Annotated in this window: 19 protein-coding genes; 6 read left to right on the forward strand and 13 right to left on the reverse strand. The window is 71.3% G+C overall.

The annotated features are described in order from the left end of the window. Positions 1-99: 99 nt before the first annotated feature. The 4 genes from MMF93_RS32405 to MMF93_RS32420 all read right to left on the reverse strand — a co-directional run bounded on the left by MMF93_RS32405 (position 100) and on the right by MMF93_RS32420 (position 6,023). Complete coding sequence (locus MMF93_RS32405) at positions 100-1,809, reverse strand: NAD(P)/FAD-dependent oxidoreductase (RefSeq protein ID WP_242756833.1); 1,710 nt, start codon at positions 1,807-1,809, stop codon at positions 100-102. Continuing rightward, positions 1,806-2,903, reverse strand: a complete 1,098-nt coding sequence (locus MMF93_RS32410; RefSeq protein ID WP_242756835.1) for an acetylserotonin O-methyltransferase — start codon at positions 2,901-2,903, stop codon at positions 1,806-1,808. Before MMF93_RS32410 ends, MMF93_RS32405 begins: the two co-directional genes overlap by 4 nt. A 197-nt stretch (positions 2,904-3,100) precedes the next feature. Then, positions 3,101-4,300, reverse strand: coding sequence for a cytochrome P450 (locus tag MMF93_RS32415; RefSeq protein ID WP_242756837.1), 1,200 nt, complete (start codon positions 4,298-4,300; stop codon positions 3,101-3,103). 985 nt (positions 4,301-5,285) lie between these two features. Beyond that, positions 5,286-6,023: a hypothetical protein gene (locus tag MMF93_RS32420; protein ID WP_242756839.1), complete on the reverse strand. Its 738-nt coding sequence runs from the start codon at positions 6,021-6,023 to the stop codon at positions 5,286-5,288. A gap of 889 nt (positions 6,024-6,912) precedes the next feature. Between MMF93_RS32420 and MMF93_RS32425 the strand changes: the two genes are divergently transcribed. Next, complete coding sequence (locus tag MMF93_RS32425) at positions 6,913-8,589, forward strand: class I adenylate-forming enzyme family protein (RefSeq protein WP_242756841.1); 1,677 nt, start codon at positions 6,913-6,915, stop codon at positions 8,587-8,589. Between the two features lie 80 nt (positions 8,590-8,669). Here the strand turns inward: MMF93_RS32425 and MMF93_RS32430 are convergent, their stop codons facing one another. Beyond that, positions 8,670-9,719: an ArsR/SmtB family transcription factor gene (locus MMF93_RS32430; RefSeq protein WP_242756843.1), complete on the reverse strand. Its 1,050-nt coding sequence runs from the start codon at positions 9,717-9,719 to the stop codon at positions 8,670-8,672. Positions 9,720-10,186: 467 nt separating this feature from the next. Here MMF93_RS32430 and MMF93_RS32435 point away from each other — a divergent pair, with 467 nt between their 5' ends. Further along, entirely contained in the window at positions 10,187-10,792 is a 606-nt protein-coding gene (locus tag MMF93_RS32435) for a hypothetical protein (RefSeq protein WP_242756845.1), read from the forward strand. Positions 10,793-10,834: 42 nt separating this feature from the next. Here the strand turns inward: MMF93_RS32435 and MMF93_RS32440 are convergent, their stop codons facing one another. Together MMF93_RS32440 and MMF93_RS32445 are read right to left on the reverse strand one after the other, a co-directional pair. Next, entirely contained in the window at positions 10,835-11,488 is a 654-nt protein-coding gene (locus tag MMF93_RS32440; RefSeq protein WP_242756847.1) for a response regulator, read from the reverse strand. A gap of 20 nt (positions 11,489-11,508) precedes the next feature. Continuing rightward, positions 11,509-13,071 (reverse strand): sensor histidine kinase, encoded by a 1,563-nt coding sequence (locus MMF93_RS32445; RefSeq protein ID WP_242756849.1) that lies wholly within the window; start codon positions 13,069-13,071, stop codon positions 11,509-11,511. A 457-nt stretch (positions 13,072-13,528) separates the two neighbouring features. Between MMF93_RS32445 and MMF93_RS32450 the strand changes: the two genes are divergently transcribed. Further along, positions 13,529-14,257 carry an SDR family oxidoreductase gene (locus MMF93_RS32450; protein ID WP_242756851.1) on the forward strand — a complete coding sequence of 243 codons (729 nt, stop codon included), beginning with the start codon at positions 13,529-13,531 and terminating at the stop codon, positions 14,255-14,257. Positions 14,258-14,315: 58 nt separating this feature from the next. Here MMF93_RS32450 and MMF93_RS32455 read toward each other — a convergent pair whose 3' ends face one another. The 3 genes from MMF93_RS32455 to MMF93_RS32465 all read right to left on the reverse strand — a co-directional run bounded on the left by MMF93_RS32455 (position 14,316) and on the right by MMF93_RS32465 (position 17,137). Further along, on the reverse strand, positions 14,316-15,278 hold the full coding sequence (locus MMF93_RS32455) for a phosphotransferase family protein (RefSeq protein WP_242756854.1): 963 nt from the start codon (positions 15,276-15,278) through the stop codon (positions 14,316-14,318). 91 nt (positions 15,279-15,369) lie between these two features. Further along, positions 15,370-16,395, reverse strand: a complete 1,026-nt coding sequence (locus MMF93_RS32460) for a P1 family peptidase (protein ID WP_242756856.1) — start codon at positions 16,393-16,395, stop codon at positions 15,370-15,372. 73 nt (positions 16,396-16,468) lie between these two features. Further along, positions 16,469-17,137, reverse strand: coding sequence for a VOC family protein (locus tag MMF93_RS32465; protein ID WP_242756859.1), 669 nt, complete (start codon positions 17,135-17,137; stop codon positions 16,469-16,471). A gap of 372 nt (positions 17,138-17,509) precedes the next feature. Between MMF93_RS32465 and MMF93_RS32470 the strand changes: the two genes are divergently transcribed. Next, a complete protein-coding gene (locus tag MMF93_RS32470; RefSeq protein WP_242756861.1) occupies positions 17,510-18,733 on the forward strand; it encodes a PP2C family protein-serine/threonine phosphatase in 1,224 nt (407 codons plus the stop codon). A 100-nt stretch (positions 18,734-18,833) separates the two neighbouring features. On the opposite strand, the gene MMF93_RS32475 is transcribed toward MMF93_RS32470, so the two are convergent. After that, positions 18,834-19,502, reverse strand: coding sequence for a peroxiredoxin-like family protein (locus MMF93_RS32475; RefSeq protein WP_242756863.1), 669 nt, complete (start codon positions 19,500-19,502; stop codon positions 18,834-18,836). Positions 19,503-19,611: 109 nt separating this feature from the next. Here MMF93_RS32475 and MMF93_RS32480 point away from each other — a divergent pair, with 109 nt between their 5' ends. Next, the gene (locus MMF93_RS32480; RefSeq protein ID WP_242756865.1) at positions 19,612-20,292 is read left to right on the forward strand and encodes a TetR/AcrR family transcriptional regulator; all 681 of its coding nucleotides are present in this window, start codon (positions 19,612-19,614) and stop codon (positions 20,290-20,292) included. Positions 20,293-20,490: 198 nt separating this feature from the next. Here MMF93_RS32480 and MMF93_RS32485 read toward each other — a convergent pair whose 3' ends face one another. Then, entirely contained in the window at positions 20,491-21,027 is a 537-nt protein-coding gene (locus MMF93_RS32485) for a hypothetical protein (RefSeq protein ID WP_242756867.1), read from the reverse strand. 443 nt (positions 21,028-21,470) lie between these two features. Between MMF93_RS32485 and MMF93_RS32490 the strand changes: the two genes are divergently transcribed. Beyond that, entirely contained in the window at positions 21,471-22,625 is a 1,155-nt protein-coding gene (locus MMF93_RS32490) for a cytochrome P450 (RefSeq protein WP_242756869.1), read from the forward strand. A 127-nt stretch (positions 22,626-22,752) separates the two neighbouring features. Here MMF93_RS32490 and MMF93_RS32495 read toward each other — a convergent pair whose 3' ends face one another. After that, positions 22,753-24,060: an MFS transporter gene (locus MMF93_RS32495; RefSeq protein ID WP_242756872.1), complete on the reverse strand. Its 1,308-nt coding sequence runs from the start codon at positions 24,058-24,060 to the stop codon at positions 22,753-22,755. Between the last annotated feature and the right edge of the window lie 18 nt (positions 24,061-24,078).

The following is a 24,078-nucleotide window of genomic DNA, read 5'->3' on the forward strand; positions in this document are numbered from 1 at the left end:
GGTCGTCCGGTCATGGACCGTCGATGACGTTGTTGTCGGAACCCGCGCACGGCGCCGGCGGCCCGGCGGCCGGGCTTGCGCGCGCGGGGCGTCCCCGCATCACTCCTCGGCCAGCTCCACACCCACCAGGCGCGTCGTGCGCCTCTCGCCGCGTACGTCCTGCGGAACCTTCCGCAGCTCCGTCCCGAGGTCGAAGGTGAGAGGGTCGATGTCCTGCGAGCGCAGTTCGATCCCCTGCCGCAGGGCGGCCCCACGCATGAGTTCGACGGCAACCCGCTCCAGCGCACGGAAGTGCTCGTGGAAGCGGTCGCGCAGCGCGTCAGGGGCGTCTCTCGCCAGTATCTCCACGTTGAGCCGGTGGCAGAGCGGCGCGCTCAGGTCGACGAACGACATGGCGTCCACCACCCCCTCGTCCACCTCCGCCCACTCGCGCAAGAACCCCTGGATCCGGTGGGCCACCCGTTGGTGCCGCCGCCAGGGCTCTCCCAGCGACTCCATGAACGTCAGGTCGAGGGCGGCACCGCTGGTGAACAGCAGGCTGTTCACCCCGAAGTACGCCAGCGTGTCCCACACGACCTTCGCCGCGAACACCTGCGCGTTGCCCATCAGGGTGTACTGCTGCTGCCAGGTGGGCAGCGCCCCCTTGAAGGAGGCGAGGTAGGCCCGGTCGTAGCTGTCCGCGCGCCGGCCGACGTCCTCACCGTCCAACTCCCGTACGACCAGGTCGGTGATGTAGGAGTTGGCCGAGGCGATGAAGTCGCTGCCCGGCGAGTACAGCGGGTCGAGGAAAACGCCGGCTTCCCCGGTCAGACACCAGCGGTCCGCGGAGAAGACCTGTGTGCAGCCGTGCGCGAAGTGCCGCAACACATGGAAGTCCTGCAGGAGGTCACGTGACCCGGCGACGTCCCGCGCCACCTGCGGCTCGTTCTCGTGCAGCCAGGCGAGGGCCCTCTCGAACCTGTTGATGGTGCGAAAGGGGACCATGTGTGCGTCCGCGACGATGCCCACGCTCGTCGATCCGGAGGCCAGCGGGATCAGCCACGTCCAGTAGCCCGGGCCCATCAGGTGGTTGGTGCTCTGCCAGCGGTTGCCCTCGACACGGGAAAGCCACGTCTTCCTGGCCTCCGCGTCCGTGCCCGCCGGGCCGGCATCCGGGAAGTCCTCGAGGTCGATCCTCCTGCCGATGCGGAACCACACGGCGTTGACGTCGTGGTCGACGGTCTCCCGCAGCCCCAGCTTCTGCTTGAGGAGCCCGCGTCGGCCCGTGGCGTCGACCAGCCACCGGCCCCGGACACCGGTGTGCGGGGAGTCGCGCAGAACAACCCGGTGTTCCTCGTCGCCCAACTCGACGTCCTCGACGTGTGTGCCCTGGAGCAGGGTGGCTCCCGCCGCGCGCACGCGGTCCGCGAGCTCGTTCTCGAGGCGTCCCCGGTCGAGCTGGTAGGTCCACGTGGGCAGCGCGCGGGAGAACCCGACCTCGAGCCGCGGCACGATGTCCTCGTTGCCCTCGTGCGGTCCGAAGAACCGCAGGCCCTCCTTGCGCAGCTGCGCCGATGTGAGATGGTCCCTCAGCCCCAGCACGGTCTCGAAATAGTGAGCCGATGCCTCCACCGTCGACTCACCCACCTTGTGCGCGGCCTCGGGTAAGGGAAACTGCGCGCGTTCGACGATCACGACTTCCGTGTGGGGGCGTGCGCGGAGGATCTGGAGCGCACAGGTGAGTCCGGCCAGCCCGCCGCCGAGAACGACGACATCGGCGGTGGGTTCCGCTGTCGCCGCGCTGCGGTCGAGGCGTTGTCCCTCAATCACGTGACCTGGGGCCTTTCGCTCGGGTGAGTGGTCATTGCGGAGCGCGGCGGCACGTCAGCGTGTCCGGCCGCCGGCTTGCGGGCGGTGAGCACACCGTTGGCGCCGACCGACTCCACACTGACCGTCTGCGGATCGACGAAACCGGCCTCGGCTGCCCAGCCGGCGTACTCGGAGGCCGTGTAGGCGCGGCCCTCGGTCTCGATGAGCTGAGCAAGGCCCATCAGCGCTGCCAGGGGAGGCCCGGTCTGCTCCTCGTTGACGAAGTAGCCGGCGATGACCAGCAGGCCGCCCGGCGCGAGCGCGTCGAACGACTTCTTGAGCAGCACCTTGGCGTCCGCCTCCCGCCAGTCGTGCAGGACGTTGCTGAAGGTGTGCACGTCATGGCCTTCGGGCAGCGAGGCATCGGCGAAGAAGTCGCCGTCGAGGGTGCGGACTCTTCCGCTCATCCCCGCGGCCTCGATGTGACCTTCGGCGATTCGGGTGACGAACGGCAGGTCGTAGACGGTCGCCTTGATGTCGGGCCAGTATCCGCACAGGGTGAGGGCGAGTGCGCCCGATCCGCCGCCCACATCGAGCAGGCTGCTGGCGCCCTTGAGGTCGATGGCGGTGGTCAGCGCCTGTCCGGTGAAGGACGACAGGGTGTGCATAGACTCCCAGAACGTGGCGGTCACAGCGGGATCCTGGCTCTCGAACAGTGATCTGACGCGGTCGCTGTCCCAGGTGACGGGCCGATTGGTGCGCACGGCCTCGGCGAGCCGGCCCCAGGCCGCGTACAGGCGATGGTCGAGCATGGTCAGGAGCCCGCCGAAGTGGTGCGGCTTCCCGGGAACCAGATACGCCTCCGACAGCGGACTGTTGCGGTACCTCTCGCCCGTCTTCTCCAGCAGGCCGAGCGACGCACACCCGGTCAGCAGCGCGCGAGCCGGACGCTCGTCGATCCCGCAGCACTCGGCCCACTCCGGCGGGGTCATCCCGGGCGTGCCGGACAGATGGGCGAACAGCCGCAGTTCGTAGGCGGTCGCCAGGGTCTTGAACGCCCAGTACCCGGTCGAGAGCTCGAAGAGCGGCACGGGGGAGGGGGCGGCTTCTGTCATGGCGGACTGCTCCTGGTCTCGTGGCGGGCCGGGCATCGGTGTCTGGTGGCGGGCTGGGCGTCTGTGGGCTGGGCGCCGGTGGGCCTGCCTGCTGTCCGACGGCCGGCAAAGGCCCTGGCACGGCCGGTGTCCTGTGGCGGGGGCCGGGGGCCGGGGGCCGGGGGCCGGGGCCGGACGACGGAGGACGGGGAGGATTCTCAGCGGGTGGCGTGGGCGGGCACGGGCGGGAAGTCGATGAGGACCTGCTGCGGCCCGCGAGTGACGAAGCCGACGTCCCGAGGGACGAATCCCGGGGAGAGCCGCAAACCGGGCAGCATGTCGAACAGCACCCGAAGAGCGGTGGTGATCTCCATGTGGGCGAGGGAGGCACCGACGCAGAAATGCCGTCCGGAGCCGAACGCCAGGTGCTGGGCCGCGCCCGCGAACGCGCGGTCAGCCTCGGCGTCCTGGCGGTACACGTCGAAGGTATCCGGCCTCTCGAAGCGCGCGGGATCGCGGTTGGCGGCTCCGACGAGGAGGAAGACCAGGGCTCCCGCGGGCAGGCTCCCGCCGGACAGCGTGACTGCCTCCCGCGTGACGCGGGTGATGACCTGCACGGGTGGAGTGAGCCGCAGAGTCTCCGCGAGCGCTCTGTCCAGCAGCCGCTCCTCTGTCGGCACAGCCGCGCCGAGACGGTTGTCGAGCAGGTGGCAGACGGTCAGGTTGAGCGCCTTCTCCGTCGTCTCACCGCCGGCCGCGAGAAGGACGAGACCGAAGCTCTTGATCATGTCGTCCGCCATCCGCTCCCCGTCGACCTCGCTCGTGCACAGCAAGGAGATCAGGTCCTCGCCGGGGTCGGCGCGGCGTCGCCTGATCTGCTCGTCGAGGAACGCCGCCAGTTCCTCGCCTGCCGCCAGCCCGGCGCGGGTCACCTCCGGGTTCTGGTCGAAGTTGCCGCTGTAGTCCACGATGGCGCGATACCACCTGCGGAAGTCCGCGTTGTCCTCGGAGACTCCCAGCAGACGCATGATGACCCTGACGGGGAGCCGCCGGGAGAAGTGCTCGGCGAAGTCGGCGGAGCCGTCGGCTGCGAAGGCGCGGACGAGTTGCCGTGCGGACGTCTCGATGGAGGAGGAGATCCGCTCGGTCAGGCGCTTGCGCTGGAACGCCGGTGAGATGAGGCGGCGGTGACGGGCGTGCTCCTCACCGTCCATGGCCATGAGGCTGTGCTGGACGAGGGGCCGCAGTTGGTCGTCCCAACTCCGGCTGGAGAAGACGGCCGCGTCCCGGAAGGCGCGCGTCACGTCCTCGTACCTGCTGATGATCCAGGCATCCAGCCGCGCGTCGTAGAAAAGCGGATGGTGTCTGCGCAGGGTTTCGAAAGTCGGATAGGGAGAGCGTCGGTATTCTTCGGACAACAGATCAGGAGTATCAGGCAGCGCGTGCGACATGGCCCCGGTTCCGTCAACGGCACGGAGTTTCGACATGTTCGTGCACTCTGCTCAAGAAGTCTCGGCAGAGTGTGCTTTACGAGTCTGTTGCACTCCCGTTCTTTTCGGGAGTTGCGCACTGGCACCGCACGTGCGACGCCGTGACAGCGTGCGCTGGTCATCACCTTGTGCAGGTGGAGCGTGCGGAAAGGTATGGGTCTGCCGGAATGCGGAATGCGCAGCCCACGCGTCCGCAGCGCGTTACCGTCGTCGCCTCAGTGAGTTCTTCTTTTCGACATGAGTGTATCCCCACAGGAGAAGGGGAGGGCCTGCGTCACCCAGCGGTGCGACCCCAGAATGTAGACCCTACTAAAGGCGTGCAGGGTCGGCAACCCTCAATTACCGTAACCTGATCTTCCAGTTGGAATTTCCTCTGCTGTCGGCGACGGACACGAACGACCTTGAGGAATGTTGAATGCGTGACATGTCCTGCCGTCCCGGATCTCCGGCCGTGGTGGCGGACGCAGGGGACGCAGTGGTCGTGGCCACGGGCATCCCGATACCTGCGGCCGGCAGGCGACGAACTCGACGCCTCTCGCGGCTCCGTATGACGTCCGGTATCGATAATGAGACAGCAGGGGCGAGTTCAGGCCTGGATTCGCGTGCACGCGGAGAACGCGCCATGGTGTCCAGGTTATGGCCAACGATTACCCGCACGGTGCCGGAGCGTTGTCACGGCGCGATCTGCTGCAAGGCCGCGCGGACCAGCACGCCGAAGATTCCGGAGTTTCCGTGATGTACGCATCCGCGTCATCACTCGGTAAGGTCGCCCGGAAACCAGCCGAGTGGAGTTCATGGAGACAGGCCCAAAGCGGCCAGGGGGAATCGGATGGTCCACTGCCCGATCGCGGCCTCGTTCGCTCTGGCCGTCATTCGCGCGAGCCCAGGACATCAGGAGGAGGCCACGGCGTTGTCACGCGATTTTTCCCCGGGGGGCAAGCGCGGTGGCCACCCGGGCGAGGCGGTCGGCCGTCAGCGAGAAGGGGTTGGCGGGATTACGGAAGGAATGCTCACCGTCGTTGACGGCGACACCTTGCCCGGTCGTGGTCCAGTGCGCGGGCCCCGGCGCTCCTTGGCCTTTCAGGAGAGCAGCCGCAAGGGGCTCGGGAGCGTCCACGCCGGTACGGGCGCGCAGCGCGGCCGTCAGCCTGCCGACAGCTTCGTCGGGCACCTCGTCGTCGCCGAACGCCGGCAGCAGGAGCAGGAGGCGCGCGTGGGGATCGGTGGTGCTGCCCCCGGGCAGCGCGTTGTCCGCGGCCGTCGCCAGCTCGTGCCAGGACAGTCCAGGTCCCATGCAGTGCCCGTCGTCCCGGGCGAGGAGTGTGGCGAGGTCCCAGCCGGGATGGTGGAGGAGGTAGTCGACGCCGATGTCGTCCCGCAGCGTGCGGTGGACGACGTGGAGACGGTGGTCGCCCGCGAGTGGCACGGTGAACGTCGGCCACTCCGCCCGCTCCCACAGGCTCAGGTGGAACGCCCCGGCCGCCTCGTGGTCCGCGCCGAACAGCAGGCTCTCGGCCTCTTCACGGTGCGCGCACGAGGCGAGGTGCCCCAGCCAGAACAAGGGCTCGTCCAGGAGTGTGGGCTGGTGCGTGAGGGGGCCGCCGCCGTATCCGGGTATCCGGGCGGGGTGCGGATCCGTGCTGTGCGTCACGGAGTACATCATGCCGCGCCGGCCCGTTGCCGCCGCGGTCGGGCGTGACGGTATCCGCGGGCCGGGCGTGGCGGTAACCGGAGACCGGGTGTGACGCTGTCCGCTCCCCGGCCGCCGTGCCGGCACCGCTCGTCCGCGTCTCCTCCTCCCGCCGTGCCGCCGGCGGGGTCCCCCCGCTTAGATGTATAGGCCAGTGATATAAAAGCGGATGTGACTGAGCAACCGCTGCCGCGTCCGCGCCTCACGGCGCGGACCCCCGCGGGCTCGTCATCCGGACGCTTTTCCCCGTGCGTCGCCGCCAGCGGCACACGAGCGCACCTCGGCTACTGCCACGACCAGTGGGGCTCCACGGTGGGCCCCCGCGCCATGACAGCCGTCCGATCTGTTCCGGGCGTCCTCGGATGTCGCAGCCCGCGCACGCCGACCAGCCCCCGCATACCCGGCCCAGGCGCTCCCGCTCGCGTGCCCGACCGTCCGCGGCGGCGCGTACGCCGCATCCCGGGCACACAACGGCGCCGACACCCGTAGACCGGCCCGGCTACCGATCTTCGCCGCCGGTGCCATCGTCACCGGGTGCCACCGCCGTCGGCGCGACCGCCGTCGGCCGACCGTTCCGGCCCCGCGGGTCCGGACCACGGCGGCGTGGGCAGTCGGGACTGCCGTACCGCGCCTGTGCCAGGCAGCCGCCGCCGTCCTCGGACAGGCCGGTCCCGAACCCGGAGTGTCGACGCGCAAACACCGGGCCTTCTCGACCCGGTTCTCGGGTCCCCGTGCCAACCAGCGCCGCCGCCCGGGAAGACGGCCGGCGCGGGAGACAGCGACCTCGCAGAAAACCGCACGCGAAAGCGCACGCGAAACCGCACGCGCCCTCGAGCAAGGAGGTCCGTACATGAACAGCACGCCCGCCTACGATCCGGGCGCGTTCCGCGCCGTGTTCGAGCAGCGGTTCACCTACTGGGCGGGGTTCAGCCGCAACACCCACCGCTACGCCCACTCCCCGGCGCTCTCCGACCCGGCAACGGGACGCTCGTGGACCTACGCGCAACTGGGCGAGGAAGTGGAGCGGGTCGCCGCCGGGCTCGCCGCGGCCGGTGTCGGCCCCGGTGACCTGATCGCCTACCAGCTCTTCAACGGTCCTGAGTTCGCACTGCTGTACCTGGCGGCCCAGCGCGTCGGCGCGGTCGGCTCACCTGTGAACTTCCGGCTGGCGCCGGGCGAGACCGCCCACGTGCTGGACACCGGCAGGCCGGCCGTCTTCGTCTACGACACGGCCGTTGCGGAGCGCGCCGGGCAGGCGCTGGCGCTGGCCGAGCACCGGCCCGCTTCGGTGGTTCACGTCGACTCGGGTGCGGAGAGGGACCGGCCGTTGCCGGACTCCGTGCCGTTCTGGCAGTGGGTCGCTCGCGGTGTCGGACAGCCGCCGCCGGACCCTTCGGGCGGGATCTACGCGGAGACCACCCGGCTCTACACCTCGGGAACCACCGGGCTGCCCAAGGGCGTACCGCTCAACAACGCCACCGAAGTGCTCTCGGCCCACGACGTGATCATGCACTTCCCGCTGACACCGCAGGACCGCACGCTCAACATGTCGCCGTGGTTCCACCGCGGGGGGCTCTACTCGGGTGGCCCCAACCCCGTCTTCTACGTGGGCGGCGAAGTGGTGCCGCTACGCCACTTCGACGCCGACACCGTGCTGGACCTGGTCGAGGAGCGGGGGCTGACCTTCCTCATCGGCGCACCGACCAACCTGGAGCGTCTCGCCGACGCACAGGAGAGGCAGCCGCGCGAGCTGGCGACCCTGCGCGGCATCGTCACCATGGGCGCGCCGCTGGACCGCGCGGCCTGCCTGCGCTACCAGTCGACGCTGACCCCGCGGATCTTCAACGGCTACGGCACCACCGAGGCGTTCTGGAACACCTTCCTGCGCCCCGCCGATCTGCCCGACCACGCGGGCAGCGCCGGCCGGGCCTGCACGGACGACGACGTCGCCGTGGTCAGGGTGTACGAGGACCGCAGGGCGGACCCCGACGACCTGGCGGCGAAGGACGGACAGGAGGTCGGCGAGGTGATCGTGCGGTCCGTGAAGTCCGCGTACGCCTACACCGCCAGACCCGACGAGGAGGCGGAGAACTTCCGGGACGGGTGGCTCTACATCGGCGACCTCGCCACCTGGGACGAGGACGAGTACGTGACCCTGATGGGCCGCCGCGACGACATGATCCTCTCCGGCGGGGAGAACGTACATCCGGTGCAGGTGGAGGAGGTGCTGAGCCGGCACCCCTCAGTCGCCGACTGCGCCGTGGTGGGCACCCCCGACCCCGAGTGGGGGCAGCTCGTCACCGCGTACGTGGTCCGCCAGGACCCGGAGCTGACCGTCGCGGACCTGGACAAACACTGCCGCGCCGACCCCATGCTCGCCGCCTACAAGAGGCCGCGCGCCTACCGCTTCACCGACGCGCTGCCGTTGACCGCGACAGGCAAGAAGGTGCACTACCAGGTTCGGGCCCAGGCGGCTGAGGACGCGGCCGCCGGTCTGCTCGAGCGCGCGCGGCCGACCAGCGGGTAGCCGCACCCTCCCGGTCCGGCCGGGCCCGGGGCGCCGACGGCGAGGTCGGCGTACCCGTCGCCGCCTGCTCGCGCGCGGCGTCAGCCACTCCGATGGACAGGCCCGCCGGCGCAGTCCTCCGCCACGCCGCGTTCCGCGCCGCGTGACGAGACCCGCAGCAGGAGTTGGGCGCCCAGCGGGGTCAACGCGTGGTGGGCGGTGCGTCCGGTGCGTCGGGTGGTGACGAGCCCTGCACGGCGCAGAACGCCCACGTGCTCGCTGGCCGACGCCGGCGAGAGCCCGGTGCGCCGCGCCAGCCGGCTGGTCGAGACGCCTTCGGCGACGACCTCCAACACCGCGGCGCGGCTGTGCCCGAGCAGCGCGGCCAGCGCACCGTGCGGATCGGCCGTCGCCGCGGCACCGGGGTGGGGGAGGACCTCGTAGTGCAGGGTCGGCTGCGGATCGCCGGGGTCACAGGGGACGTAGCTGGTGAAGGCGGCCGGGGCGAGCAGTAGTCCACGGCCTTCGAGGCGGTAGTCGGGGCCGGCCACGTCGGGCAGTTCCAACACCGGGGCGCGCCAGCGCATCCGGGGATGCAAGGTGGCCAGCACCCGCTCGACGCCGCCCTCCTGCCACTGGCGCACGCGAGCGGTCTGGTCCGCGCGGAGCGCGGTGTGCAGCCCGTGCCAGTAGGGGGCCACGGCCGCGCTGTGCTGCGCCCTCACCGCGCCGGCGAGCCAACGCAGCGCGGCCGCGTCACCCTCCAACAGAGCGCGGGCCCAGCGTGGCAGCGGCCGGTGCGCGGCGACGTACCCCCAGTCCGCGCGCAGTTCGCTCCGTGGCGTGGACAGCAGCCGCTCGATCTCCTCGTCGAGCGTGGGCAGAGCCACGTGAGGGCGCAACAGCCGGGGGACGGGGTGCGAGGGCGCGGTGACCACGAGCCTGTCCAGTGGTGGCGCGCCGGGCGGTGCGGTGGTTCCCGACGCGGCGCGCCGGGCGGCCTGTGTGGTGCGGCGCCACATGTCGAGTGCGGGGCTGCCGCTGCGGCCGTACCGCAGGCGGAAGGCGCTGAACGTCGTCGTGGCCAGCGGGCTGGGTGCCTCGGCCACGCGGACACGGGCCAGGTCGCGGACGGTGAAGTGGATACGCATACCAGGCCTGTTCGCTCGTCGTCTTCCGCACGGTGCAGGCCCCATGTTTCCCCGGAGTGTGCCCTTCCGTCATCGTGCGGTACGCGGAAGACGGCGGGGACGTCATGCGCTGCCGGCGCGGCCTGGGCGTGGTCCGCCGCGGGGCCGCGTTCCGCCGTCGCTTCGGGCACGGCCGAAACGTCCACGCGCCGCGGACGGCGGCGGGCACGATGGCCGCCAGGCCGGGAACCGGAGCGGCGCGCCGAGCCCGAGCGCGGCGCGCCGAGCCCGAGCGCGGCGCGCCGAGCCGGAACGCGGCGCCAGGGACCGGAACGTGGCGCCAGGGACCGGAGCGTGGCGCGAGGGGCCGGGGCCGGACGACCGGGAGGAGTACGCGGATGCGGAAGACCAGGACGAGGGGCGCGGCAGCCACGGGGCGGCGGCCGAGGCGCGGAGCCGGTGCGGCGGGCGGCAGGAGGGGAGGGGCCGTGACCGTGTGTGCGGTCACGGCCCTGCTGTGCACCTCGGCCGGGGCCCAGGCCTCTCCCGGCGCTGTCCAGACCCCTCCGGGCAGCGCCCAGGCCTCTCCGGGGAGTACTCGGGCGGAGGGCGACGGAGGTCACGCGTCCCGCTCGGGCGGCTGGCACGGCCCCGTCGTCTCCCATCCGGGCCAGCCCGAGATCGACTACCCGCGCGGTGAGGTGTGTGCGTTTCCCACGCACGCGGAGTTCCCCGTCGTCGACATGGTGCAGAAGACCTGGACGAACGACGCGGGCGATCCCGTCTACGCCGTCATCAGCGGCCCGTTGATCATGGACGTGACGAACAAGGACACCGGGAAAACGGTACGGCGTGACCTGTCCGGCACCGGGACCCTCTCGTATCCGGATCCCGGCCGCAGCGACACCTACGTCCTCAGCGGGGGCGACTGGGGCGTCGGCCTGCACACCAGCGACCGGCCCGCGCACAACAAGTGGCTCGTCTCGCGCGGGTTCATGTCCGTGCGGCTCACCAAGAGCGGCGGCGAAACCCACCGCGAGCTGCTGACTCTGGAGGGCCGGTACGAGAACCTGTGCGAGACGCTGAAACCGTAGAGCGCCTGTCCCCGTGGCGGGCGAGGGCTGGGACGCTTCGGCTCAGCGGTCGGTGAGCAGCTCCGCGTCGTGCGCGAGTACGGCGGCCTGTACGCGGTTGGCGCAGCCGGTGCGGGCGAGGATCCGACTGATGTGGGCCTTGACCGTGCCCACACTCAGGTGGAGCTCGCCGGCGATCTCGGTGTTGGACCAGCCCAGACCGAGCAGCCGCAGGACGTCCTGTTCGGCGTCGGTCAGCTCCCTGATCCTGCGCAGGGCCTCGTCGGTGTGCCGTCCGGACCGTACGTGCCGCTCCAGCAGCTGCCGGGTGATGCGCGGGGCCAGCACCGGTTCGCCCGCGGCGGCCCGCCGCACCGCACCGATCAGCTCGGCCGGGCCCGTGTCCTTGAGGAGGAAACCGCTCGCCCCGGCACGCAGGGCCCGCGACACCTTCGCCTCCTCGCCGAACGCCGTCAGCATCACGACACAGGTGCGGGGTGACAGGCGTGCGATGTCCCCGGCGGCGGCGATGCCGTCACGGGCCGGCATCTGGATGTCGAGCAGAGCCACGTCGACGTCGTGTGTGCGGCACGCGGCGGCGGCCTCCCGGCCGTCGCCCGCCTCGGCGACGACCTCGATGTCCTCCGCGTCCTCCAGGATGAGCCGGATCCCCGCGCGCATCAGTGCCTCGTCGTCGGCGATCAGGGTGCGGATCATCCGCTCATCCTAAGACCGCGTCACCAAGGGAGGGAGCCGGCCAGCAGGACGACCAGGAAGACGACCGTCGGCAGGGTCACGAGCAGCGTCAGGCAGCCGGAGCCCAGAATGCGCGGCCAGGTCAGGATCTCGTCCGGCGAAGGGGCGTGCGCCCCTCTCGCCGAGGCGACGCCGCCGCACGGAGCGGCCTTCACCGCGCTCCGCGAAGCGGCCTCGCCCCTCGTGAGGTGCCCCGCGAGACCCTCAACGGCCGCGGCGGCCTCCGGGGGGCCGCCCCCGTGTGCGGGCAGCCACGCAGCCACACGGAAACCGCCGTCGGGCAGGCCGCCCGCCTCGAAGGTGCCGCCCAGCAGAGTGATCCGCTCCTGGCAGCCGGCCAGCCCGCTGCTGTTCCCTCCGTGGGAGCGGCGTTCCTCGTGCGGCGCCCCGTTGGTCACCACAACCTCGACGCCCTGGCCCGTGGCTCTGACCACCACCTCCGTGCGGGCGCCGGAGGCGTGTTTGAGCACGTTGGTCAGCCCCTCGCGGACGATCCGGTGCACTGCCTGACGCGTACGCAGACCGACCTCGGCCGTGTCGGGGACGGACCACACCAACTCGACGGTGCTGCCGGTCCCGCGGGACTCCCGCACCAGCGCGGTGATGTCCGCGCGTGTGCCCTTCTGGTCCTGTGCCGGTTCCGTCACGTCCAGGTCCGTCACCTCCCCGTGGCGCAGCACGCCGAGGATCTCGCGCAGCTCCTCCAAAGCCGTGCCACTGGTCGTCCGCAGCAGCTCGACCCTCTCGGTGAGAGCGGGCGCCTGCCGGGTGACGGCGAGTTCGAGCGCCCCGGCGTGCACCGAGAGCAGGCTCAGCCGGTGGCCGAGAAGGTCGTGCATCTCTCCGGCGATCCGGTTCCGCTCCTCCATCCGGGCCGCCGCGGCGGTCAACGCACGGGCCTGCTCCAGGTAGGCGTTGCGCTCCCGCAACAGGCTGACCAGGGGACGACGCCGTCCCAGCAGCACCCCGGCCGAAGCCGGCAGCAGCAGGAGCAGCGCCGCCGAGACGCTGTTGTGGGCGAAGCCAGACAGCAGCAGACCGGGCCGTGCCACGCGTGCGCCGACAGTCAGGAGACCGACGACGGCGCAGGCCACCCCGACGGCCTGCCACGCCCGCCGCGGCCGCGCGAGACGACGGGTGGCGGACAGCACGAGCAACGGCGCGGCCGCCACGGTCCACACGTTGTCTCCCACGACCAGCAGGGAGACCCCGATGATCGCGGCGCGAGGCCGGCCGCGCCGAGCGAGGACGAGCAACGCGGTCCACAGCGCCTCGAGCACCGCCCACACCGGCCGTTCAGGGGGCGCCAGCAGCAGCGGAACGAGACCGAAGGCCGCCGCGAGGAGACTGAGCAGCACGTCGATGACGACCGTACGGCGTGGAGCGGCGCGCACCGCGGCCCAACTCTCGACGGCCTCCCCGCGTACCCGCCGCGGCACAGCGGCCAGCGTGTCCACCAGCCCGACGGAACGACGCGCCGACTCTGCTTCCTCGTACACCTGGCTCGTCATCATTCCCGCTCCGCCACCGTCATCCTGTCGCATCGAACCGTATCCGCGGCGGTGATCGCGCCGCAGGCGCCCCAGGCGCCCCAGGCGGTCACGGCGGTCACGGGCCCGGCCGACGGCGCGGCGGCCGGGGCAGGGCCGCGCCGCCTCTCCGGCTCCGGCCGTCACTCGCTGCGCCATCAACCCGCTCCTTCGCGCGAGGCGTTCTGGTCACCGAGACGCTACGCACGCGCGGGCCCGCACCGCTTCGGCCGAGCGGCCACCCGCCTCGTCCGATCGGCACACCGGCGCCGGCCTGTCGACGACGGCCCGGCGCCTTTCGTCGTTCGGAGAGAGGCGCCGGACTGCCGTTCACACGCGGGACGTTGTGGAGCTCGCCTCCCCGTCGCCCTCACAGGACAGCGAGCAGACGCGGCAGACTGGGCCGCCCACGCCGCCGAGGACAGCCGCCGTACCGCGCCTCGGCCTCCGACCCACGCTCCTGGAGCACCGCATGAGACTCGACGATCACCGTGTGGTCATCACCGCCGCCGGCCGCGACTTCGGACGCACGCTGGCCATCCGTCTCGCCGACCTCGGCGCCGAGGTCTTCCTCTCCGCGCGCACGTACGCCGCCGCCGAGCGTGTCCGCGACGAGATGCGCGACCGAGGGCACCAGCGGGTGCACGCCTTCGCCTGCGACCTGACCGACCCGGCCTCGATCCGCGACTTCGCTGCCGGCGTCGCCCGGCACACCGACCGCGTTGACGTGCTGATCAACAACGGTTCGCGCTACCTATCGAGCCCCGACCTGCAAGCGGCCTCCGACGCCGACGTCGTCGACACCCTCGCGTCCGGGGCCACCGGCACCGTCCTGACGGTCAAGAACTTCCTCCCTCTCCTCCTCAACTCGGACAAGCCGGATGTGGTGATGATGGTCTCCGCCTGCGGAACGACCGGTCACCACCGCTCGGACGCGCACGACGCCTTCTACGCGGCCAAGAGCGCCCAGGCAGGGTTCGCCGAGATTCTCTCCAAGCGCCTGCGGCCCCAAGGGGTCCGGGTGATCTCGCTCTACCCGCCCGACTTCGACAACCCCGACCCGCTCTCCGCGGAGTGGGAGACCACGCCGCGCGGGGCCGAGGACCCCCTCACCGCGCAGTCACTCGTGGAATGCGTCCTCTTCGCCGTCGCCCAGCCACGCGACTGTTTCATCAAGGCGTTCCACTTCGAACAGGTCTGACCCGGATCCGGCCCTTGCGGCGCTCCCGCACCGGGCCGGCGCACGGGCCGTTGGGGACTCAGCCCGGCGAGTCCATGAGAGCCGTGACGTAGGTGTCCAGCCGCCTCTCGACGGCACGCGTCGTCAGCTCCGTCCTCCCCGCCTCCCGCCACGCCTGAGCGACCGGCCGGACCTCTTCCGAGAACGCCAGCGCATCGCGCACCTGCCAGTACAGCCGCTCGCCCCGGTCGGCGGCCAGCACGCCGCCGGCCTCCTCGTACGACTCGGCGAACCGCAGGCCCCACGCCGGGCCGTGCAGCATCGCCAGGATGGTGGAGCAGTGCGCCACATCGAGATCCGCCGGGCCCCAGGAGGCCCCCGCCCAGTCGACGACACCGGTGATCCGGGCCCCTGCCGGGTCTGCGCGCGCCACGTCGAACAGCACGTTGCCGGGTTGGAAGTCGCGGTGCAGGAACCGCTCTTCCCAGCTCGGCGCGGGCCCGCGGATCACCTCGATCGCCGCGTTCCAAGCCGCCGCGTCGGCGCCCTTCGGAGTCACGACGGTGTCCGCGGTCGTCAACGCCACATATGCACGGGGCCGCTCGGCGGGCCGCAACGCGTGGATCGCCACGAGCTGACGGGCCAGCGAAGGAACGCGCGTCTCCACGCCCGCGTCCACGAGAACCGTCCGGCCCGGCAGGCGTGTCATCAGGAGCGACGGATACGCGCACTGCTCGGCGGTCGGATCAACGGCGACCAGCGTGGGCGCCGGCACGGCGGTCCCCGTGAGCAGGGAGAGAGCCCCGGCCTCCCGGTGCAGCCAGTCCTCGGCGTGGCTGAGGGAGAACGGGTCGACGAAGCTCCGCAGCACCAGGTCGCGGGTGGTTCCGTCCCGCGCAGCGATGGTCAGCCTCCGCATCGCGGCAGTGATGCCGCCGTGCAGCGCCTCGGCTCCCACGATCCGTTCGCCGGCCTCCAGGTGCCGGTTCACCCAGGCCAGTGTCAACGGGAGGACGAGCGCTGCCTCATCGTGGTCGGTCACCGTGCCATCTCACCATCCGGAGGGCAGCGCGCGCGAAGGTATTGTGCGCCCGTCAGCGTGAGCGCCCACGAGGGTGGGCGACCGGAGGGGCTCAGTCCCGCAGCACCTCGTGCGGCAGGGCGTGGGCGGTGCGCCCGCCGGGTGTGCGTACCGTCCGAGCGGCCAGCAGCGCGTCGACCACCGCCTCCTCGACACCGTCCAGAACGGCTGTGAACACCAGGTTCAGATCGGCGGGCGAGAGCACCACGGGGGCCTCGGCGACCCGGGTGGACAACGCCAGCCCGTAGTCGCCGCTGCCGTGGCTGTACGCGGCGCCGACGCGGCCGAGCGCCAGCACCCCGCGCGTGGCGACCCGTTCCAACTGGCGTCCTGCGCACGGCACGTCCAGCGCCACGACCACCACGCAGGAGCCGCGGGGTGAGGTGTGCCCGGCCCGCTCCAGCCCCAGGTCCTCGGGCACTACCGTGCGTCCCGCCACGCGCAGGTCCCCGTCCATGTTGGCCAGCACGAGCACCCCGGCGGTCGCGGGACCGCCGGACAGCGGCACCTTCCGGGACGCCGAGCCGATGCCCGCCTTGAACCCCAGTGCGCACGCCCCGGTACCGCCCCCGACGTTGCCCATCGACATCGGCCCCGCGCCGGCCCCGTCCAGTGCCGCCCGTACGTGCGCCTCGGTCACCGGCCGCCGCTCCGCGCAGAGCCAGGAGTCGTTGATCTCTCCCACGACCGGATTGAGTGAGGTCACCGGGGCGGTCGCCCGCTCCAGCACCCACCCGACCAGCGCGTCCGCCGCGCGGAACGCCGACAGCGTGGACGTGAGCAGCACCGGCGTCTCCAGCTCCGTCAACTCCATGAGCTGTGTCGCACCGACGAACTTCCCGTAGCCGTTGACCATGTGGAAACCGGCCGGGACCGCGCGCGCTTCCTCCAACGCCTCCGGCACCAGCGCTGTCACCCCCGAGTACACGCCGCGCTCGTCGTCCTCCAGCGTGGTCTGCCCCACGCGCAGGCCGGGCACGTCCGTGATCGAGTTGAGCGCTCCCGGCGCCATCCGTCCCACCGCCCGCCCGGTCTCCCGCAGCCGCAGTGCCCGTCCGCGTCGCTTCTGACCCTCCATCTGTCCGCCCTTCGCCCGACCGTGCGGGCCGTCCGCACGGCGGCCCGCACTCTATGCCGCGCACGGACGGAGCTCAGGAGTGGGCCGGGGCCGTGGACGGAGCGTGGCTGAGCGCTGCGGCGGCCTCCCAGCCGTACCCGTCCGGGTCGGTGAACGGGCCGGCGGTGCAGCCGAGCACGATGCGGTGCGATCCGGTGCCGTCCGCGCTGACGCCGAGGTCCTTCGCCAGGCCGCGGCGCTTGTACAGTGCCAGTTTGACGGGGCTGGACTTCTCGGAGGCGAACTCGGCGTACTTCCCTCCGAAGCTCCTGGCCACGGTGAGGCCCCGGCTCACGTAGAACTCTCTGCTGGCCTTCACGTCCTCGACGCCGAGCAGGAGAACCATCTCGTCGATCTCACGGGTGGCCGGGCCGGTGTCCTTCTTCGCCGAGGTCGCGACCTTCCAGAGCGTCCCGTCAGGGGCCTGGACGACGCCACCGTAGCCCCACAGCGACTTGGCGGCGGGCTTGATCACCGTCGCGCCGGCGTCCACAGCGGAAGCCAGGAACCGGTCGACAGCAGCCGGCTGCGACACCGTGAGTGCCAGCGTGAAGCCGCGGAAGCCGGTGGAGGAGGCCTCGGACTGCCGCAGGCGTATGCGGGTGTCCACAGCGAAGGCGGTGTGGAAGCGCTGGGCGGCTTCGGGGTCGGCCACCTCGAGAGTGACGGATGCGACGGACACGGGGGATGCGGTGATTGCCATGGCCCTCACGCTAGGGTCGCCCGGCGACCGGAGGCTTCTCGATTCCTGACCGGTCTCGTCGGCTGCTGACTCGCCGCCTGTTCGTCCGCCTGGCGCGGGCATCGCCGCCCCCCCCGCTGTCGCCGTGTACGCGGGCGGGGCGGGGACTCCGCCGGTGGGCAGTGCTTCCGGCGCCGTACGCACGGCCGGTCACCCTGTCGCTCGGTGCGTTGTGTGCTCGCGTGCTCCGGGAGAGTGGTGAGATGGGGCGTGGCCGCTTCACCCGTTCGGCCGCCGGGCCCGGAACAGCGGTGAAGACCGCTTCGACCACGGCGCGTGCCGCTCGCGAAAGAGGCACAGGGACGAGACGACGGGCGCTGAGAAGGTGTTCTGGTGACGGAGTCGAACGTGACCATCGAACGGCTGCTGGCGGCGGTCGAGCAGGCGCCGCCGGTCGACTCGGTCGCGGTGGTGGCCCGATTCCTGTCCGAGCAGCTCGACGCCCGTGAGGTGTGCTTCCTGATCACCGAACTCGGTGGTGAGACGCTGTGGCGCCTGCCCGCCCTGTGGCCGTTGCGTGACCGGAAACAAGACCCCGTGCGCGTGCCCGGCACCGTGTTCGACACGGTGATCCGCACCCAGCAGCTCCACATCACCGACGCGCCGCAATCCGAGGGCCACCGGGGCGGGCACCGAGTACTGACGCCGGTGACCCTCCGGGGAGACGCCATCGGCGTACTGGAACTGATCACCCCTGACCCGCCCAGCGCCCTCGGGCAGCAGCAGATCGCTCAGGCCGCACACGCCCTGGCCTATGTGGTCACCGCGAACCGCCGCTTCACCGACCTGTACGAATGGGGCCGACGCAGCGCCACTCCCACCCTGGCAGCGGAGATCCAGCAGAACCTGCTGCCCGACGCGCTCACCGTCGAGGCAGGTCAAGCCACCGTCGCCGGGGGACTGGAACCGGCCGGGGACATCGCCGGTGACACCTTCGACTACAGCCTGGACGAGAACCTCCTGCACGTGTCCGTCACCGACGCCATGGGACACAACGAGCCCGCCGCTCTCCTGGCCACCCTCGTCATCGGTGCCCTGCGCCAGACCCGCCGCGCCCACGCGTCCCTCGCAGAACAGGCGCGCGCCGCCCATCAAGCCATCCTCGACCACGGCAACGAAGCCACCGTCACAGGGCAACTCCTGCGCATCGACCTGACCACCGGGCGAGCCCTGCTGGTCAACGCGGGCCACCCCTGGCCGATGCGGCTGCGCAACGGCCGGGTGACGGAGGTCGAACCGCACATCGACCTTCCTTTCGGCTCGCCCTGGCACGGCGTCTACCGGGTGCAGGAGTTCGACCTGCGGTCCGGCGACCGGCTCGTGCTGTTCACCGACGGGATGACCGAACGCAACACCGCCGGCTTCGACCTGCCCGCCGTCATCGAACGCGACGCGCATCTCCACCCCCGTGAAGCCGTGCGCTTCATGACCCGGGCACTGCGGGAAGCCACCGGCGGCGACCTCCTGGATGACGCCACGGTGGTCTGCCTGGACTGGCACGGTTCCGGATCCAGCCTGCGTACCAGCGAAATCGGGGCCGACACCGGCAGCCGATGAGACTGCCAGGTGGAGGGCGCCGCGGCGGGCGGTTCGGCGCGCGGCCGGCCGCCCTCGCAGGCGTCAGCGGCTCGTCCGCCTCACCGCACGGGACGAGGGCTCAGTCCAGCAGGTCGAGCGCTGCGAGGATGGCGGCGGGCTCGGTGCGGCTCGCGTAGTCCGGGTGGACGTCGAGCCACCGGATGATCCCCTGGGCGTCGATCAGGGCGACGGTGGGCATGGGAACGTCGTCCGTGCCGTCGCTGTTGGCCTCCGACACGTCCGTGACGACGGCGGTCACCGCCTGCCTGGCCTGCGCGGACCAGGTGTTCATGACGCCCAGCGCGCGGCCGATCTGGTTACCGGGGTCGGAGAGCACCGTGAAGCTGAGCGCGTTGACCTCCTGCATGGTCAGCGATCCGTCCGGCCGCTGCGGGCTGACGGCAATCAGCTCCACCCCGCGGGAGGTGAGCTCGGGGAGCAGTTCCTGCTGGTAGGTGCGGAGGGCCAGGTTGCAGTACGGGCACCAGGCACCGCGGTAGAGCACCAGCACGGTGGGTCGGCCGCCGCACGCCGCGGCCCATGTGGTGGGTACGCCCGCCGGGTCGAGTAGTGCGGCGTCCGGCAACCGGATGCCGGATTCCGCGGCGCCGGCCGGTACGCCGTCGGCGGCGAGCCGTTCCTGTTCGGCACGGAGAGTGGCGAAGGCGGGACGTTGCTCGTCGGTGATCTGTTCGCCCGTACGTGCGTGGAACTCCGCTACCTGCTCGGCGTAGGTCCGACCGGTCATGGCACGCCCTTTCTGGATTGGTGATTCCATTCTGTGGGTGCGCAGAGTGAAGTGTCAATCGCCTCCCGGAGGTTGGGTACTCCGCCGCAGGGCCGGATACGGTTGAGCCATGAACGCCCGCGACGATGACTCAGCTGCCCTGAGCCGCGCACCCGCACGGCTCACCCGGAAGGGGCAGGCCACCCGCGCCCGCATCGTCGACGCTGCCGCACGGCTGATGATCGAGACGAACGTGGCCGGTACGCGTACCGACGACGTACGTGAGGCCGCGGGCGTGAGCGCGTCGCAGATCTACCACTACTTCGAGGACAAACCCGCGCTCGTACGGGCTGTCATCTCGCACGCGACCGACCTCGTCCTGGAGGCCCAGCAGCCGGTCCTGGGGCAGCTGGACTCGATGGCGGCCCTGCGCGCGTGGCGAGACCACGTCGTGGAGCTGCAACGCTCACGCCAGTGCGCGGGCGGCTGTCCGCTCGGCTCACTCGCGGGCGAACTGGCCGAGAGCGGCGACTCCGCACGCGGGGAGCTGGCGGCGGGGTTCGCCCGGTGGGAAACCGCCCTGCGTGAGGGACTCACCACCATGTACGAGCGGGGGGAGTTGCGTCCCGACGCCGACCCGGAAGAGCTGGCCCTCGCCCTGCTGGCCGCTCTCCAGGGTGGCATCCTTCTCACGCAACTGCGCCGGGACACCGCCCCGATGAGGGCCGCTCTCGACACGACGCTCGACCGTATCGAGTCACTCACCACCGACCCGGGCCCGCGCACGGTCGAGGCGGCGCACAAGCGCTGAGACGGTGAAGCGGTGCGCAGCGGCGCCGCGGAAGCCGACTGCGTCCTTCCTCGGCCCGATGCCCTCTCCCGCCGCGACGTCCGTTCCCGCCCCGACGTCCGTTCCCACCCCGAGGGCGCGAGCCGACCCGCGGGCGTCGTCGCCTCGCGCGCGGTGGTTGCCGTAGCCGTCTCTGTCTCGCGCGGGTGCGGTGGGCCGTCAGTCCCCGTCCGCGGCGGTCAGGGCCTCCGCGATCATGCGGGTGGCGAAGTCCTGGTCGTCGGTGATGCGGTTGATGTGTTCCGCGAGGAGGAAGGCGGTGACTTCCAGGGGATTCATCTCCTCCTGCGTCCACTCCCCGTACTGTTTGCGCCAGAGATTGGGGCTCAGGCCGGTGCCCGCCGCGATGACGAGGCCCGCCATGGTGGGGATGGCCTCGGGGCGCACGCTCTTGGGCATCATGCGCATCGTGGCCACGAGGTTGGGCACCACGTACTCGAACACGTCCTTGTCGTGGTCCTCATGGGCCTCCCGCAGCCACATCATGAACATGTAGATGAGCGTGCACGCGCCGTCCAGGAGGTCCTTGGCTCCCTTGCGGCCCATCGACGCCGTCAACTGTGCGACGAGGGCCTTGTGTTCCGGGTCGTTCGCGTCCTTTCCCTCGTGGATGCTCCTGAGGCGGGAGTCGACCATCATGAGTGCCGCACCCACGTCGCCTGCGGGAGCGTACTGGGGGTCGTAGGGCGATGACACAGAATTCCTCCGCCTCGCGGGGCCGCAGTGCGACCACGCCATTCCGTCGCTGGGGGTGCCGCGTTCACCTTAGGCTCTGCGTTCACCCTCGTCGGCACGTTCCGGGTTTCCCCATGTGGCCGTTTCCCGACGAGGGGGAAACCGGCCGGAGCACATGGTGGCGCTCCCGCCACCCATGTGTCCTGTGCCTGACGACGATCACTCAGCCGAGCGCCCCCGTTCGAGGGCTGTTTCGGGCCGGGCATGCGGAGAAAGGGGCGTGCGCCGGGCTGAGTCGCGGGAGCGGCCCCGTGGCGTGCGGGCGGGATCGGCAGGCCGGGGGTACCGGCGTGCGCTGACACCATCGGGGCAATGCGGGCATACCCCAACAGCGGTGTGGAAGTACCCATTTGAATTCAATCGGGTACGGGCTTGGTCGGCGGACGCCGGCCGGAGGTGGGGATATGAGGAGCGGATACGGGTTCCGCCTGCGGCGGGACCCCCTCGCCTGCATCGAGGAGCTGAGCCGCGACAGCACGGCAGGGGTGATGCGGCTCCCCTGGGGCGGCTGGTGTGTCCGCGACAGCGAGCTGGCGCAGACGTTGCTGCGCGATCCGGACTACCACACGGGCGGATCGGTCTTCTTCGGCGAGCTGCTGCCCGACCGCGCCGCGCAGGCAGAGCTGGGCCGCGCGGTGCGCGGTCTGCTGCGCGCCGGCGTGCCGCACTTCCGTGCCGCGTTGCCCGAGGCGGTGGCCGCTCTGCCGGCGTCCAGCCGGTGGCCGGACGCCGGCACACGGCTGGTCTACCACTGCCTGGCGGACCTGCTGCTGCGCCCCGGCACGCCGGGCGGCAGCCGTGAGCTGATGCGGCGGGCCGCGCACGAGGGCGTGGCGGTGCGCGCGCCGCACGTGTGGCAGCGGGCGCGGGCGGAGCTGATGCGGGCCAGGCTGGTGACCGCAGTGGCCGAGGAAGCACACCGCCGCCGACGGCCTGCCGGTGAACCGCGCGACATGTTGGACGCGGTGCTCATGGTGTGCCGGGAAGCGGAGATGCCCGACCGGGCAGTGGCCGACCTGCACCTGATGATGTTCCGGGCGATCATGGCCCCCGTCAGCGCCTCGCTGGCATGGTCGGTGCTGCTGGCCTGCCTGCACCACACCGGGACCGCACCGTGGCCCTGGCCGGCCGACCACGTCGTGCGTGAGGCGATGAGGCACCGCCCGGTGCCCTGGATGCTCGGACGAACCCTTCCGCGCGCCGTGGAACTCGGTGGCACCGTCTTCCCGCCGGGCGAGCTGCTCTCCGTCTGTCCTTACCTGCTGCACCATGACGAACGCCTCTGGGATTCCCCCGACGCCTTCCGGCCCGAACGCTGGGCCGACGACAGCGGGCACGGTCCCTACATCCCGTTCGGAATGGGGCCCTTCAGCTGTGCCGGTGCGGCGGTGGCACACACGCTGCTCACCGAGTCGCTGGCCGCCCTCACCGACCACGCCTGCCTGGCGGTCACCGGCGGTGACACACGCGCCGCCATGTCGGAGGGCAACGTGCCGCGACCGTTCGTGCTGCACCGCTCCCCGAACCATCCGCCCGCACACGACACGAGAAGGGGGTGATCAGCCATGGCCGCGACGATGCGACGCGTCTTCACCAACAAGCCGGCTCGACGCTGGTACTGGTACTGACCAGGGCACACCGGCCCGGACGCCCCCGGCGTCCGGGCCTTCGCGCCGCGAGAACAACTCAGGAAACCCGAGTGGACTCCGGGTCGGGGGCTCGGGAGAGCGGCTGGTCGGCGGGCCTGGTGCGGCGGGGGAGGACCAGCAGGGCCAGGGCGCCGATCACGGCGAGCCCCGTCATCAGCACGAAGCCGCTGGAGAAGCTGTCGGTCGTCGTGACGATGTAGCCCATCGCGGAGGGGGCGACGATTCCCGAGGAGGCGAAGGCGGCGTCGGCGAAACCCGCCGCCAGGCCCGGCTGGGAGGGGGCGGCGTCGATGGCGGCGACCCACCAGATGCCGCCGGTGACGAAGCCGATGCCCACCCCGAGTGAGATGAAGACGACCGAGACCGTCAGCGAGGGCGCGGTGAAGATGGGGATGAGCGCGGCGCCGGACAGCAGCAGGGCGACGCCCATGATGGTCAGGCGGGTGCGGGGGCTGCCGGTGCGCTGGTAGACGCGGTCGGTGAGTACGCCGCCGATGAGCGCGCCCACGATTCCGGCCGCCCACGGGGCGATGGCGAACATGCCCACGTCGGTGACGCCGAGGTCGTATGCGGTCGAGAGGTAGTCCGGCAGCCAGTACATGAAGCCCCAGAAGATGAAGCCCCACGCGAAGTAGCCGATCGCGATGATCCACAGGTTGCGGTTGGTCAGAACGGGACGCCATTCGACGCGGCCGCGGGAGGTGCGCTCCTCCTCGCGTTGCCCCGCGGCGATGTGGGCGCGTTCGGCCTCGGAGACCTTCGGGTGCTCCTCGGGGGTGTTCTTGAGCAGCGCCCACGCGGCGGCGAACCACAGGAGTCCGAGCGCCGCCAGGAACCAGAACATGCCCCGCCAGCCGAGTCCGGCGATGAGCTGTGTCACCACGGGCCCACCGATCAGCAGCGAACCCGCCACGGCGACGCCGCCGATCATGGCCAGCGCGGTGCCGCGCTCGCTCTGCGGCAGCCATCGGCTGACCGTGCGGGTGGCGGCCGGGAACCCCGGACCCTCGCCGGCACCGAGGACGATGCGGGCCAGGAAGAGCCCGGCGAAGGAGCCCGCGACCGGGGTGAGGGCGGTGACCACGGACCACAGCGCGACACCGACCAGCAGGGTGCGGCGGGCGCCGTACCGGTCGACGAGGGGGCCTGCCAGGAAGGCGAAGACCATGTAGCCGATGGAGAAGGCACTGCTGATGAGACCGTACTGGGACTTGGTGATGCCGAACGCCTCGGTGAGCGGCTCGACCGTGTAACTGACCGCACTGCGGTCGATGTAGTTGATGACGATGAGGGTGATGATCAGTCCGAGCGTCAGCCAGCGGACGTTTGAACGCGGGGAACTCACTGGTTCACCTCACTCGGT

It is taken from the genome of Streptomyces tubbatahanensis (assembly GCF_022699385.1).
Taxonomy (GTDB): domain Bacteria; phylum Actinomycetota; class Actinomycetes; order Streptomycetales; family Streptomycetaceae; genus Streptomyces; species Streptomyces diacarni.

Coding starts and splice junctions, on each gene's coding strand:
- MMF93_RS32410 (WP_242756835.1), bottom strand. CDS start 2,903: ATGACAGAAGCCGCCCCCTCCCCCGTGCCGCTCTTCGAGCTCTCGACC.
- MMF93_RS32425 (WP_242756841.1), top strand. CDS start 6,913: ATGAACAGCACGCCCGCCTACGATCCGGGCGCGTTCCGCGCCGTGTTC.
- MMF93_RS32430 (WP_242756843.1), bottom strand. CDS start 9,719: ATGCGTATCCACTTCACCGTCCGCGACCTGGCCCGTGTCCGCGTGGCC.
- MMF93_RS32440 (WP_242756847.1), bottom strand. CDS start 11,488: ATGATCCGCACCCTGATCGCCGACGACGAGGCACTGATGCGCGCGGGG.
- MMF93_RS32445 (WP_242756849.1), bottom strand. CDS start 13,071: ATGCGACAGGATGACGGTGGCGGAGCGGGAATGATGACGAGCCAGGTG.
- MMF93_RS32450 (WP_242756851.1), top strand. CDS start 13,529: ATGAGACTCGACGATCACCGTGTGGTCATCACCGCCGCCGGCCGCGAC.
- MMF93_RS32460 (WP_242756856.1), bottom strand. CDS start 16,395: ATGGAGGGTCAGAAGCGACGCGGACGGGCACTGCGGCTGCGGGAGACC.
- MMF93_RS32465 (WP_242756859.1), bottom strand. CDS start 17,137: ATGGCAATCACCGCATCCCCCGTGTCCGTCGCATCCGTCACTCTCGAG.
- MMF93_RS32475 (WP_242756863.1), bottom strand. CDS start 19,502: ATGACCGGTCGGACCTACGCCGAGCAGGTAGCGGAGTTCCACGCACGT.
- MMF93_RS32480 (WP_242756865.1), top strand. CDS start 19,612: ATGAACGCCCGCGACGATGACTCAGCTGCCCTGAGCCGCGCACCCGCA.
- MMF93_RS32490 (WP_242756869.1), top strand. CDS start 21,471: ATGAGGAGCGGATACGGGTTCCGCCTGCGGCGGGACCCCCTCGCCTGC.